The organism is Candidatus Baltobacteraceae bacterium, assembly GCA_036488875.1.
Classification (GTDB): domain Bacteria; phylum Vulcanimicrobiota; class Vulcanimicrobiia; order Vulcanimicrobiales; family Vulcanimicrobiaceae; genus JAFAHZ01.
Genome location: DASXGW010000013.1, coordinates 184,502 through 197,956, shown reverse-complemented (window position 1 = coordinate 197,956; position 13,455 = coordinate 184,502). Strand labels below are relative to the sequence as shown.

11 protein-coding genes are annotated in these 13,455 nt (G+C 61.6%); 4 read left to right on the top strand and 7 right to left on the bottom strand.

Going from position 1 to position 13,455, the window contains the following annotated elements:
- Positions 1–2: 2 nt before the first annotated feature.
- The gene (locus tag VGG89_15500) at positions 3–1,406 is read right to left on the bottom strand and encodes a hypothetical protein (GenBank protein ID HEY1977958.1); all 1,404 of its coding nucleotides are present in this window, start codon (positions 1,404–1,406) and stop codon (positions 3–5) included.
- Positions 1,407–1,426: 20 nt separating this feature from the next.
- A complete protein-coding gene (locus VGG89_15495; protein HEY1977957.1) occupies positions 1,427–2,752 on the bottom strand; it encodes an NAD(P)/FAD-dependent oxidoreductase in 1,326 nt (441 codons plus the stop codon).
- Positions 2,753–2,781: 29 nt separating this feature from the next.
- Here VGG89_15495 and VGG89_15490 point away from each other — a divergent pair, with 29 nt between their 5' ends.
- The 3 genes from VGG89_15490 to VGG89_15480 are packed head-to-tail and all read left to right on the top strand — an operon-like array spanning position 2,782 to position 5,567.
- A complete protein-coding gene (locus tag VGG89_15490; GenBank protein HEY1977956.1) occupies positions 2,782–3,594 on the top strand; it encodes a site-2 protease family protein in 813 nt (270 codons plus the stop codon).
- Positions 3,587–4,171 carry a hypothetical protein gene (locus VGG89_15485; GenBank protein ID HEY1977955.1) on the top strand — a complete coding sequence of 195 codons (585 nt, stop codon included), beginning with the start codon at positions 3,587–3,589 and terminating at the stop codon, positions 4,169–4,171. The genes VGG89_15490 and VGG89_15485 overlap by 8 nt, the downstream gene beginning before the upstream one ends.
- The gene (locus tag VGG89_15480) at positions 4,155–5,567 is read left to right on the top strand and encodes a glycosyltransferase family 87 protein (protein HEY1977954.1); all 1,413 of its coding nucleotides are present in this window, start codon (positions 4,155–4,157) and stop codon (positions 5,565–5,567) included. Before VGG89_15485 ends, VGG89_15480 begins: the two co-directional genes overlap by 17 nt.
- Here VGG89_15480 and VGG89_15475 read toward each other — a convergent pair.
- Genes VGG89_15475 through VGG89_15455 form a run of 5 tightly spaced genes read right to left on the bottom strand, consistent with a single transcriptional unit; the run spans position 5,515 to position 12,854 of the window.
- A complete protein-coding gene (locus VGG89_15475) occupies positions 5,515–7,128 on the bottom strand; it encodes a peptide ABC transporter substrate-binding protein (GenBank protein HEY1977953.1) in 1,614 nt (537 codons plus the stop codon). The two genes, VGG89_15480 and VGG89_15475, sit on opposite strands and share 53 nt — an antisense overlap.
- A 27-nt stretch (positions 7,129–7,155) precedes the next feature.
- Entirely contained in the window at positions 7,156–8,826 is a 1,671-nt protein-coding gene (locus VGG89_15470; protein ID HEY1977952.1) for a peptide ABC transporter substrate-binding protein, read from the bottom strand.
- On the bottom strand, positions 8,823–9,986 hold the full coding sequence (locus VGG89_15465) for a hypothetical protein (GenBank protein HEY1977951.1): 1,164 nt from the start codon (positions 9,984–9,986) through the stop codon (positions 8,823–8,825). Before VGG89_15465 ends, VGG89_15470 begins: the two co-directional genes overlap by 4 nt.
- Before the next feature lie 9 nt (positions 9,987–9,995).
- The gene (locus tag VGG89_15460) at positions 9,996–11,549 is read right to left on the bottom strand and encodes a TolC family protein (protein HEY1977950.1); all 1,554 of its coding nucleotides are present in this window, start codon (positions 11,547–11,549) and stop codon (positions 9,996–9,998) included.
- Positions 11,550–11,552: 3 nt separating this feature from the next.
- Positions 11,553–12,854 carry an efflux RND transporter periplasmic adaptor subunit gene (locus VGG89_15455; protein HEY1977949.1) on the bottom strand — a complete coding sequence of 434 codons (1,302 nt, stop codon included), beginning with the start codon at positions 12,852–12,854 and terminating at the stop codon, positions 11,553–11,555.
- Positions 12,855–12,955: 101 nt separating this feature from the next.
- Here VGG89_15455 and VGG89_15450 point away from each other — a divergent pair, with 101 nt between their 5' ends.
- Complete coding sequence (locus tag VGG89_15450) at positions 12,956–13,351, top strand: thioesterase family protein (GenBank protein HEY1977948.1); 396 nt, start codon at positions 12,956–12,958, stop codon at positions 13,349–13,351.
- Positions 13,352–13,455: the final 104 nt, after the last annotated feature.

The following is a 13,455-nucleotide window of genomic DNA, read 5'->3' as shown; positions in this document are numbered from 1 at the left end:
AACTAAGCCGTCGCGGCGGCCGCTTTAGGTTTCCCTAAAGCCATGGCGAGGTCGATCACGTCTGCTTCGTTGAGCGATAAACTGCGCATCGCCCGTTCGTAGGCTTCGATCGCCTCTTCGCTCTTACTCGATGCCGCGCGCTCTTCGCGCAGCCGCTTGATCTCGTCGGTGACGCGGTGCGCCAGCTCCGCAGTCACCTCGACGCCCGAGTCGCCGAGTTTGGATTGCCACTTATGCAGCGTCTGCTCGACCAGATTGACGCCCGAGTGCTTGCCGAAAACGAAACTCGTCTCGCCGCCGACGAGCTCGCTGGGGACCGCTTCGTACATACGGTGGTCGATCAACACGGCGTGCGTGTGAATGCCCGACTCGTGCGCGAAAACCTTCGATCCGACGATCGGCTCGTGCTGCTGCATCGGGATGCCGCTCATGCGTTCCATGAAGCGCGCGAGATCGCGCAGCTTGTTATATTTAAATCCCGGAATTTCGACGCCGTAGAGAATGCGCATTGCGACGGCGTATTCGTGGAGCTTCACGTTGCCGGCGCGCTCGCCGTACCCGTTGGCGGTGACCGAAATGACTTTGAAACCGCACGACGTCGCGGTAATCGCGTTGATCGTACCCAGCCCGTAGTCGTTGTGCAGGTGCGCGACGATCGGCAGTCCCTTCGGCAGGCCTTGTACGATGCGCGAACAGTACCAGCGGGTCGCCTCGGGCGTGAGCGTACCGACCGTATCGGGCCACGCAGGCCGGGTACCGCCGGCCTCCAGTCCGGCTTTGAAATAGCTGATGAAGTAATCCACGTCGCCGCGCGAGCCGTCCTCGGCTCCGAACTCGATGTGGTCGATGCCGTAGTCGCGCGCGTGCGCGATCGCATCGCACTGCAACCGGACGTTGGCGTTGCGGTAGAACTCGAGCGGCAGGTCGAGCCAATCTTTTTCGTCGCGGCCTTCGAAGCGCAGCAGCGTCTTCCCGATCTTATATTTCAAGTGCAGATCGCTGCCGCTGGTAAAGATGAAGAAGGTGACCTCTTTGGGTTCGATTCCGGCTTCGTTGAGCGTCTTGACGGTGACGTCGATGTCGTTGCGGTTGCTGCGGCACATGACGACGATCTCGACGTCGCCCAACTCGCCTTTGCGTTTGGCTTCCATAACCAGCTGCAAGGTACGCCGATCGCCGGCCGAGGCGGCTGGAAATCCCACGCTCATGACGTGCACGCCGATATCGGCGAGAACTTTGGCGATCTCCAGCTTCTGCGGCGGCGTGTAACACACGCCGGGCATCTGTTCGCCGTCGCGCAAGGTCTCGTCGTAGAGGCGCAGCTGCGACGGATCCGGGAAGTGCACGTTGCGCGTGAACTCCTTCGGATCGCGGATCAGGCGCTCGATCGGCTCTTTGAGGTCCATTGAATGAACGTTCGCCGTCGCTACCCGTCATCCTGAGCGTGGGCCGGAGGGGCCGAAGTCGAAGGGCCTGAGGAGGCATCGGGGGCCCTCTGGGTGCCCATCCGCAACACCGCGATATCCCTCGGGAAAATCAAGTCGAGCGTCCAATCGAACGCGACGCGCAGCTTACGATCGAGGCCCGGCAGCCGCAACAGGTAGTAGCTGCGCCAGAGGAACCAGGCGATGAATCCCGTGATCACGCGATCGCCGGGCAGTTGGGCAACGGCGCGGCGAGCGCCTAGTGACGCCATCATCCCGAGCGACCGGTAAGCAAACGCCGTCGTCGGCTGCCCCCGCAGCGTTGCAACGAGGTTGTCGGCGAGATGCGGCCCTTCGCGAATCGCGTGCTGCGCCGTCATCGGGTAGGTTCCGCCATCGCCGTCGGGAATTGCGGCGCAATCGCCCAGAGCCCACACGTTTGGTATCGTCGCCACCCGCATATCGGACCGCGTAACGACGGCGCCGCGCTTGGTCGCCGGCAATCCGCACTGCTTGACGATCGGCGACGGAACAACGCCGGCACTCCAAACGATCGTCGACGTGTTGATGCGGCGCCCGCTCTGCAAGGTAAGTCCGTTTTCGTCGGCCGACGCCACGCCGTCACCCAAAATGATTTCGACGCCGCGCCGTTGCAGATTGCGTCGCGAATATTCACCCATCTTGCGCGGCAGTCCGGCGAGCAGCGTGTCACCCGCTTCGAGCAGCACGACGCGAACTTCCTCGAGTTTCAACCGCGGATAAAAGTGCAAGACGCTGCGAAACAGCTCGACCATTTCGCCGGCCGTCTCCACGCCGGTAAACCCGCCGCCGACGACGGCGATCGTGAGCAGCGATGCGCGCCGGTCGCTCGGCGGCAGCGTATCGGCCAGTTCGAGCAGCCAGACGAAGCGATTGCGCAGCGCGTCGGCATCTTCGAGCGACTTCATGCTCCAGGCGTATTCAGCGACGCCGGGCAGTCCGAAGGTCGAAGTGGACGATCCGAGAGCTAAGACGAGGTGATCGTACTCGACCGTTTCGGATAAGCCGGTGAGCACGTGACGAAATTCGACGCGGCTGCGGTTCGTATCGACTTCCGTTACGTCGGCCAGGACGAATGACGTGTGGCGGAGCTCGGTGCGAATCGGCGTGACGATGTGGCGCACCTCGAGCGCCCCGGCCGTGACCTCGGGCAGCATCGGCGTGAAGAGCGTGTAGTTCTCCCGGCTGAGCAGCACGATTTCGGCTTCCCGCGGTTCGAGGCGGCGTTCGAGCTGTCGGGCGACCGCGCTTCCGGCGAAACCGCCGCCCACGATTACAATAACAGGCACTCGCAGCAGTCGCGGTTGAAGAGTGCGAGGTGGATTACCTGCCGCCGCCCGCCGAGAACGAGCCCTCGCCGCCGAGCGTAACGACGAAGCGTAAGGCCGGTGGAACGATCGGCGCTCTTTTGGCTGCGGCGCTGGCCTTCCTCGCCAAGTTCAAGCTGCTGTTTTTGGTCGGCCTGAAGTTCTTGGCGCCCAGCTGGACGTTTTTGCTCTCGCTGTGGATCTACGTTGCGTTCTTCGGGTGGAAGCTCGCCATCGTGGTGATGTTCGTGTTGCTGGCGCACGAGCTGGGACACTATTATGCGTTCCGCGCTTACGGGCTGCCCGTACGCTTGCCGGCGTTCGTTCCGCTGTTAGGCGCGTTTACCGCCGGCGCACCGCCGGACGATTTGGAGCACGACGCCAACATTGCGATCGCTGGCCCGCTCACGGGGTTGGGGCTCTCCGCGGTTTGCTACGCGGTCGGCGACGCCACCAACGACCGGTTCTGGCTGGCGTGCGCGGACGTGTCGGCCTTTCTCAATTTGTTCAACATGATTCCGGTACCGCCGTTTGACGGCGGCCGCATCGTCGCGGCGATTTGGCCGCCGCTCTGGATCGCCGGCTTTCTGCTCTTCGTCGCCTTTGCGGCGTACTTTCACGTCCCCATCTTCTTCATTGCGATCATCGGCATTTTAGGCTTGCCGTCGATTCTCGCCGCGTGGCGCGGGCAAGTCGATCCACGCGCCGCGGCGATGACCCTCAACGCCAAACTGCGCGTCAGTGCTTGGTATCTCGCGACGGTTTTAGGGTTGTTGTGGGTTATGTCGCGCGCGCACGTTATTGTGGGGGGGCTTCGTGGATAAGCGTCCGGATGAGCCGGCTCCGGATTTCGCAATGACGCGCGCCGTCGAAATTCTGGCGCAGATATACGAACGCCAGCGCAAAAAAGCGGACGTACCGCCGGTACCGTTCGACCGCGTCGTGGTGCTGTTCAACGAAACGGTCGCGTTCGACGTTACCAAAACGAGGCGGCGCGACGTCGAGCGCGCGTTCGGCATTGCCTTTGCCTACCCGGTGCGCGGATGGCACACGTACTGCGTGCGCGGCGTCAACGGCGGTCGCGAGTTCGTCAGCCTCTTCTACGAAACGCCGTCCAACGCGCAAAGCGCACTGATCTCCGCCGAGCTCTATCTGCCGAAGGTCGATCGCGCACCGCCGCTCGAGCCGGCCGACCTGGGCGGCGTGCGTTTGGTGCCGGGGGAGGTTGCCATCGGTACGGCACTAACGTCGCTTCCGGAAAACTTCGCGCGCATCGAAAAACCAGACGGACTCGGTCCGTACGAAGACATTTTCGAAGCGCGGTTCCCGGGCGGCTCCGCATACGCGATGGGCAATAAAGGCGCGATCGAGCGGCTGGCGATCTATGGGTTACGTACGTAGCGTCGCTTTGGCGCTCGCGTGCGCGTTTATCGTCATCGGCGTTACGATCGCTCGTCCGGCAACGACGCCCGGTCCGCTCCAACGCGACCTCGAAGCGTATTGGAGCGCGGGTGCGACCGTCAACTCCGGTAAGAGCCCGTACGGACGCGCGATTTGGGAGGCCGAGCGCGCGGTCCCCGGCGTCGATCCGTCGCACGACGAGGTTCTGCCTTTTATCAGCCCTCCGGCCACACTCGTGCTCTGGAGCCCGTTGGCGCGCTTGCCGTTCGATCTCGCGACGCGCCTGTGGTACGGCGTGCTGCTCTGCGCGCTCGCCGGCCTGATTCTCGCAACCCTGCGCGGCAGCGGCGAACCGCTGACGTTCTTTTCGTTTCTTGCCGTGCTGGCGTTCGCGATCGGCTTTGGACCGGTGACGGCGAACCTGGCGCTCGGACAAATCGCCATGGTCGCCTTCGTGGGCGCGCTGCTTGCCACCACGGCACGCTCGCGGCTTGCGAAGACGCTCGCATCGTTCGTCGCGTTCTTCCAACCTAACGTCGCACTGGCGCTCGTTTCGCAGTTCGGCCGAAACGTGACGACGTTGGCCGTCGTGCTCGCGGCGGCATGCAGCTATGTCGTGGGGGCGCTTTGGGCGGGATGGAATTGGCCATGGCGCTACGCAGCGCTCCTTTCGTCGCACGTAAACGGCGAGCGCTACGGAGCCATTCAGTACGCGCCGGGACCGATCGCGTACGAGTTGCACCTGCCGCCGCCGATGCCCGAACTCGCAACGGTCGTGCTCGCGATTGCCGCGGTCGCGGCGGCGATCGCGGCTTGGCGGAGCCTCGAGGGCGGCTTCGCGCGTTTCGCCGTCTTTTCCGCGCTGACGCCGTTCGTCGCGACGTTCTTTCACGATCACGATTTCGTCGTCGCGTTTCCGGCGGCGGTGTTCTGTGCGCTGCGCGCGCGCGGAGCGGAGCGGGCGCTGGGCTTCGCCGGCGCGCTGCTCGTGTCGATCGATTGGTTCGGTCTCGCGCAGCGTCCCAACGCGATTCCGCAGAGCGCGTTTCTGCTGGCGGGTGCGGCCGCGGCCTTTATCGCGCTCGGCGCCCAGTCTGATCTGCGGTTCGTCTCGTATGCGGCGATGCCGCTGGCGGCGTTATTTGCCGCGGGCGCGTGGCTGGGAAGCGCTCAACCGGCGCCGGTGTGGCCCTACCATCTCGGCAGTTTCCACGCGCCGGCGACCGCGTCGATCGCGACGATTTGGTTTTTGGAGCAGCGGCAAGACGGGCTCGAAGCCGCGATCCCGGCGTGGGCTCTCCTCAAGTCGCTCTCGCTTCTCGGCTGCGCCCTGCTGGTCGTAACTATATGTCGACGTCCATCATATTATCGAACGGTGTCTCCGGCCCGGGATTGAAGCCGGTCAAGCCCGGTTTGTGCGCGTAGCCCTGATCGAGCACCCACAAGACGATCGTAGGCGCGTCGCGCTGGATGATGACCATCGCGCGCCCGAGCAGTTCGGTTTGCGTTTTTTCGTCGTAAGTGCCCTTTATTTGTTCGAGCACGCGATCCAGCTCCGCATTACAATAGTGCGATACGTTCTGGCCGTTCGGCGGAATCTGATTGCATTCAAAGTTGTTGGAAATATCGGGATTCGGTAACGCGCCCCAGGAAAATTCCGTCATGTCGAATTTTCCGCCATATACGATGCCGCCACTCTGGTAAGGGCCGAAGAACACGGCTGCCGCCGTCTTGCGGGTCGTCATCGATATCCCGATTCCTTTGAGTTCTTGCCGGATCACCTCAACGAGGTTATCCGTCGAAGCGGAACCCGTATAGTACTCAAAGTCGATCGAAAGTTTGTGGCCGTTTTTCGCGCGAATGCCGTCCGGCCCGACTTTCCATCCCGCCGAGTCGAGAATTTGGCGCGCCTTCACCGGATCGTACGGTGTGGTAGAAACCTTCGGCGCAAAGGGAAACACGGAAGGAATAACGCTGTCCTGCACTTGGGCGTAACCGTGATCGATTTTCTGGACGAGACTCTGGCGATCGATCGCATAGCGTATCGCTTGCCGAACGCTAACGTCGCTCACCGCCGGCCGGGTGACGTTGAAGTCTAGGTGCGAATAGTAGGTACCCGGTATCACGTCAGTTTGAATGTTGGGGATCGTCTTAGTCTGATAGATGTAGGAGGGTCCGACCAATGGCCACAGATCTACTTCCCCGCTGCGCATCTCCGTCAACAGGGTATCGTACGAGGGAATAAGCTTGTAGGTTATGCGTTTGAGCTTGGGAAGGCCGCGGAAGTAGTACGGATTCGCCTCCAACTCGATTTTATCGCCGCGGGACCACGAAACCACACGGAACGGTCCGATTCCCACGGGCTTGGAGTTGTACGGCGCGTGATTGATGTCCGGAAGTCCGCCGAGAATATGCTTCGGCAGGACGCTCGGATTGGCTCCCGCCGACCCAAAAAACGTCGGCAAGAATGACGAGTACGGTTTACTCAGATGGTACACGACGGTGTATTTGTCGGGTTCATCGATCTTGGTGATAAGATTCCATCCGTCGCGCCCCACTTCGTTGTTCGCCGGATTGTTGACGGCGTTGGTCGAGAAGACCACGTCGTCGGCGTTGAACGGCGCACCGTCGGACCATCGCACGCCGCGACGCAGGTGCCACGTAATGACCTTACCGTCTTTGCTGATTCCACCGTTCGGCTGCGTCGGAACCTCGGTGACGAGCTCCGGATACGGGCGGTTATGCGCGTCGTATTTCACGAGATACGCTTGCGTCATCTCCGCGATGAAGCCCAGCGTCGTCTCCGTAAAGAGATGTGGATTGAGCGTCGGGACGTCACCCGTTCCGTCGGCGATGACGAGGTGGTGCGTCATGGGAGCACTGCTTTGCCCGGCTTTCGTACAGGCGCACAGTAAGACGGCGATCGACGCAACGGCCACGAGGCGCGACAATCTCATGCGAAGCTCCTTGTTACACGAGAAGAATTAGATCGAGTAATCCCAGGGATCCCAGAACCCGGAAATAACCGGCGACGGATTGAAATTCTTTAGATCCGTGTTATAGACGTAGGGGAAACGCACGAAGTAGAGGATGATCGTCGGCACGTCGAGTGCCACCTGCTGTTGCACGATCACGTAATCTTTCTTCCGGCGCGCTTGGTCGACCGTTTTGAGCGCGTCGTTCATCGCGTCGGTCGCTACCCGATTATTCCAGAACATTGCGTTTTGCCCGTGCGGAGCGAGGTTGTCGCCGGAATAGATCGCGCTGTCGTCCGGATCGGCCGCGCCCAGCCACGAGAACCCGGCGACATCATAATGACCACCTTGAAGAATGCCGTTGGTCGAGTTGTCGAAAAATTCCGAGGTGGGGTAGTTCTTGATATCGGCCTGCACGCCCACTTCGCGCCACTGACGCTGAAGCACGGTTTGTATGGCCTTGCCGTTGGTCGACTCGGTTTGCGTGCTCATCGTGAACTCGAGTCGTTGACCGTCTTTCACGCGTACGCCATCCGGACCGACCTTCCAGCCATCGGCATCGAGCAGCTGTTTGGCCTTCTCCGGATCGTAGGGATAGTGCGCGATGTCGTTCGTATAGGCCCACGAGAGATGCGGCTGCTGGTCGGTATCTGCGGGAATGGCCGATCCGTGCACGACTTTGTTCACGATCTCGTCTTTGTCGGTTGCGTACGCTATTGCCCGGCGAACCTGAACGTCGGAGACGATGGGCTGCTTCAAGTTAAAGTCGACGTGCGTCCACGCGAAGCTGTCGACGCGGATCGCGGTGAGTCCGTTCTTGGGATCGGCCGCAAGTTCGGCGTACTGCGGCCACTTGAGGCCCGAGCCGAGCGCGAGCATGTCGATCTCGTGCGTCTGAAGCTGCGTCTCTGCGGTATTTTCGTCGGGAAGGATCTTGTACACGACTTCGTTGAGCTTGGGACGGCCCAGGTAGAAGTTGGGATTAACTTGCATGCGTACTTCTTGGCCGCGTTGCCATTGCACGACTTTGAACGGGCCGCTTCCAACTGGGAGCGCGTTGTAGGACGCGGTGTTGAACGAACCTTTGTCGTCGTTGTATTTCGCCAAGAGATGTTCGGGAAGAATCGGCGCGTTGCCGTTGACGCTCCACAGCTGCTGCAGAAACGGAGCGTAAAGTTTTTTCATGTGAACGACGGCGACGTACGGATCGGAGCAATCGATGCTCGCGATGTCTTTATACCCATCGGTCGTTACGACGTTGTTATGCGGATTCATCACGACTTGCCAGGTAAACTTTAGATCGTTGCACGTCACCGGGGGTCCATCTTGCCACTTCATGTTGTGGCGCAACTTGTATTTGAGCGTCAGTCCGTCTTTGCTGACGTCGCCGTTGGCGATCGTCGGTATCTCGCTTACCGCGTCGGGAATCGGCTTGCCGTTTTGGTCGTAGCGAACCGTCCAAGAGTAAATAAACATCGAAAGGTCGAGCGTCGGCGCCGCGGAGTTGAGCACCGGATTGAGGTTCTTGGGGTCGGAGAACTCGGTAAACCGCAGCACGCCCGGCTGAGTCCACGGATGGCGTCCGCTGCTCGTGGTTCCATTGGACACTTTAGAACAGCCCGACCACACGATCGTTGCGGCAATCAACGCCGCGACGGCGGCAAAAGACCGTCGATTCACCCGGATGCTCCTTTCTCGCCCTCCTCGGCAAGCATGTCGTTGGGATCGATTCCGTGACGTTCGCAAAACGCTCGGTACTCACTGGGCGCGATTTCCGAGGGCTTGATCTCGCTGCGCCCTCCCCAGAAGACGTTGGTATACGAGAAGCCTATGCCGGCTTCCCGGAGATGCTCGTCGATGGCGGCTTTGTGCGCGAGCACCTTATCCTTCTCCATGCCGTGCGCGACCGCCATGACGTTGACGTCGTGAAACTCCGGGCCGCCCTCGCGCCAATAGGCGTGCGTGATGACGTAATGCCGCGCGACTTCGCGCCCGGCTTCGGTTTCGCGGCCGGGCGGCACCGCCCAGTGAAACAGGGCGTTATACCGCGTCACGCGCTCGTTGTTGGCCGTCGCCTTGACGTGTTCCAGAAAGGTTGAAAAGCGCCCGATAACCTTGCGTTCGCTCAGCGAGCGCGCGACCGCGAGGAACGTTTCGAAATCGACTCCGGCTTCGGCGGCACGCGATCGCCACAGATCGCGAACGAGTTCGTGCGGAGCGAATTCGCGCTTGAGCGCGACGAGCACGCGCCACTCTTGCGCGGTCAACTCGACGATCTTCGTGTCGAGCGGCTCGCCCGGTAGGTCGGAGCGCGCACCTGGTTCTAGACCGCGCCGGCGCACGTGCCCGACGCCGAGCGTGAACAGCATTTTGGCCGGCATCAGCCGGAAACGCTCGGCACCGATTTCGCACGCTAAGAACGCGGCGTGTTTGTGCAGCGAAAATCCCTGCGGAACCTTTAGGGTCGTCCACAAGCGATAACTGCTCCCGGCCGATACCGCGTCGGTGGTGCGAATGACGACGTGACCCGAAAACGGATCGTCGCGAAAGAGATACTCGAATGCGGCGTCGAGTTTTTCCGGCGGGACTTGCCACGCGCACAACGCACCGCTGGCCAGGTTCGTGGCCATCAGCGTCTGGCGCACGCGGCGGATCGTTCCGGCACGCAGCATCGCGCCGATGCGCTCGATGACGATGTCGACGTCGACGCCGCTGCGCGCGGCAATCTCCCCGAAAGGATCGGCTTGAAAACCCGACAGCCGATCCTCGGAGATCGCTAAGATGGCGGCGTTGACCGGGTCTGAAACCGCGGCCGGGACCGCCGGGGCAGGGGAAGACATGTCGACCCTTTAGAGTTGGAGGTCGGATGCTCCCGTCGCGAAGAGGTAGTTCTGCTCTGCAGTCCTGACGGTGTAGAGCGCGGAGATGTACGACGCGGTAGCCGTCGAGAGATTTGCCTCGGCGGTTACCAAATTGAGGATCGTCGCCGCACCTACCCGGTACTGCGCCTGCGTCGCGTCGAGCGAAACCTGCGCCGATTGACGCGCCGACGTCGCCTGCACGAGATTCGCACGTGCCGAAATCAGGTTCGCCAGCGCGGTACGCACGTCGGATTCAACCGTCAGCTTGGTTAGCTGAAGACTATCTCGCGCCTGATCCAGCTGTGAGGCCGCGACCGCAATGTTGTAGTTGGTCAAGCCCTGATCGTAAATCGGAATCGACAAACTCAAACCGAGCTGCTTTATATTGTCGTAGCCGTTGCCGCTTATCGGCCCTGGAGACCCCACGCCGCCAATACTAACCCCACCACCGCCGTTGATCCACGTATTGCTGAAGTCACGCGACACCGTGTCGGAAGCACCGGCAGAGAGAACGGGGAACCGCGCCAACTTCGCATAGCGGACGTTCTCTTGCGCGGCCACGACCGTGTATTGCGCCGAGAGATAATCCGGGCGTAACAATAGCGCGCGTTTAAGGGCGTCGGCATAGGTCGGAGTCGCCTGCGTCGTCTCGGCGGTAATCTGTTGCGGAACGACTTGCGCGTCGGCGTCGAGACCCAGCGTCGTGGCAAACGCGGCTTGCGCCCCGATCGCGGCGCCTTGCGCCGTCACGAGCTGACCGCGGGCCTGTGCCGTTTGAAACTGCGCGCCGGCAATGTCGGACCGCGCCGCCGCACCGTTACGAATTTGCGCGCTCACGGAGTTTTCGTTCGTTTCGAACTCGCGCACGAGCTGCACGTCGGCAGCAACCGTGGCGTTATCGGAGAGAACGGTGTAATACGCGCTCGCTACGTTGATTTGGAGCGTCTCGAGCTGTCGTAACAGCGTGTCGCGACCGGCCATGTCGGACGACTTCGCCGTATGAATCGCGGCGATGACTCTTCCGCCGTCGTAAATGAGCTGCGTAACCGAGATTCCGACGGACCCCGACGACGACGTCGACTGAAATAAGTTGCCCGGTCGCGGAGTAGAGCTGCTGCTGCTGCTGGAGTTTGAGCTGCTACCCGAACCGCTGCTCGTACGATTTTCGTACCTGTTGCCCAGCGTGGCCGTGCCGCTGACACCCGGGAACAACGCCTGTTGCTCCGAGGTGTACTTCGCGTGAATCGCGGCCCACGCTGCGTTCTGACTGGCAAAAACCGGCGATAACGCGACGCTTATCTTCTCGGCTTGCTGCAAGTTCACCACAGACGGAACGCCGGGTTTCGCCGTGAGTGCCTGGACGTCGGGCGCGGGCGAACCGTACGCGGGATAGGGAACCGGTGAACTATTTGACGTCGGCGTCGGCCGCGGAGAGGGCATCTGTACGGGCTGCGCCTGATTTTGGGCGCGAGCCGCCGGCGCCACGAGCATTGCGAAAGCAACCGTCGTCGCAAACGCGGGCGCGAAGGATCGTAACGTCATCGATTAATGTCCGCTCGGCTTGGCGCTCGGAGCCGCTTTGCCGGCAGCGCCGGCGCCGGGAGCGGCTGCTCCGGGAGCACCTCCGGGCGGACCACCGGTGTTGACCATAACCGGACTCCCGTCTTTAAGCGCGTCGGGGCGGGTGGTGACTACGTTGGTACCCGGCTGCACCTTCGGGCTAACGACTTGCGCCATCGTATCGGTCTGCACGCCGACCTTCACGGGAACCTCGACGGCCTTATTATCCTGCACGACGTAGACGACGTTGCCGTTCTGCGTCTGCGCGATCGCGCTGCGCGGAACCACGACCGCGTCGTTGGCGGATTGCCGCGGAATCGTCGCCGAGATCAGCATGCCCCCGCGCAGCTGTTCGCCGGGATTGGCGGTCTGCATGCGCGCAAGGTACGACAGGGTTCCCGAGGTCGGAACCGCGTTGACGGTCTGAATCACGCCGCGGAACGTTTTGCCGGGCAGCGACGAGCTCGTATACGTAAACGGTACGCCCGCACGGACGTACCCGAGATCTTCGTCGGGAACGTTGATGTTGAGCCACACCGTGTCGATGCGGGAAATCGTCAATACCGGCTGATTCGGCGAGCCGAAGGCGCCCGGATCGAGCAGACGCTGCGAGATCACGCCGTCGAACGGCGCGTAGAGATACGTCTGCGACACCTGCGTTGAAAGCACGCCGGCTTGGGCGCGCGCAGCTTGAGCCGCCGCCTGTTGAGCCTTGACGTTCTGCGCACTAACCACGTTGTTGCGCAATCCTACCACGGCATTGTTGTACGTTTGCTGAGCGGAGACGTATTGCGAGCGCGAGTTCTCGAGCTGCGTTTCGGAAACGTAGCCCTGCTTGTACAACTGCTGGTTCTGCTGGTACACCAGGCGCGCGTTATCTAACGAAGCTTTGGCGCTTTGCACCGCGGCCTGATTGGCTTGCGTCTGCACCGGAAGACCGACGACGGCGCCTTGGGCCGTCGCGCCTTGCTGCGCGGCTTGCGCGTTTGCCTGTTCGAGTTGTGCCGAAAGCGTGGATGGATCGATGCGCGCCAGCAGCGTTCCCTTCTTCACCACGTCGCCGATGTTGACGTAAATGCCGATGATCGGCGCGCTTTGCTGAAATGCCAGCGTCGACTGCTCGAGTGGGGCGACTTGCCCGTCGAGCACAATATGCGTGGCGATGTTCTGGCGCTGCGCTTGGGCGGCGTCGACGCTCAACGGCGGCGGACCGTTGGGGGTGCCTCCTTTACCGCACGCGCTGAGAACGAGGGTGGCCGCGACCATTGCTAAAAGCGGGCGCGTCACCCTAAGTTGATACTGCATCTTTCTCCTCATCCAAGTTCGAACCGTACCCTCGATGTACGGCCGCTAGGGGGATTTTGATTCAGGGCGTATTTCCCCCCGGCATGAGCGCGAAACTCGATATCGGACGCTCGTACAGTCTCCAGAGCCGCGTTGAGGAGTGGATGACCGCCGAGAAGGCCGGAAATAAGGGCGTTGACGTCCTTTCCACTTCCGTATTGGTGCAGCTCGTCGAGAGCGCTGCAGTTCACTGCATCGATCCGGTTCTCGACGAGAGCCAAGTCACGCTGGGCACGCATATCGACATTGAACACCACAAACCGGTACCGGTTGGTTTCATCGTGCGTACCGAAGTTGAGGTCGTCATGGTCGACGGACCGCGCGTCAGTTTCGCCGTCCAAGTCTTTGACGAGCAGGAGGCCGTGGCCGAAGGGACCCACGAGCGGTACATCATCGACCGGGCCAAGTTCCTCGCGAAGCTTGAAGAAAAGCTTACATAACGGTAGGGTTACGAAAGGACCGCGGTAGGGTAACAGGCTGAAAGAACCCGCCGTCCCCTCGCCCTCCAGGCTCCCACTGCAGGGGGGGCAATCGTGTGTTCCCG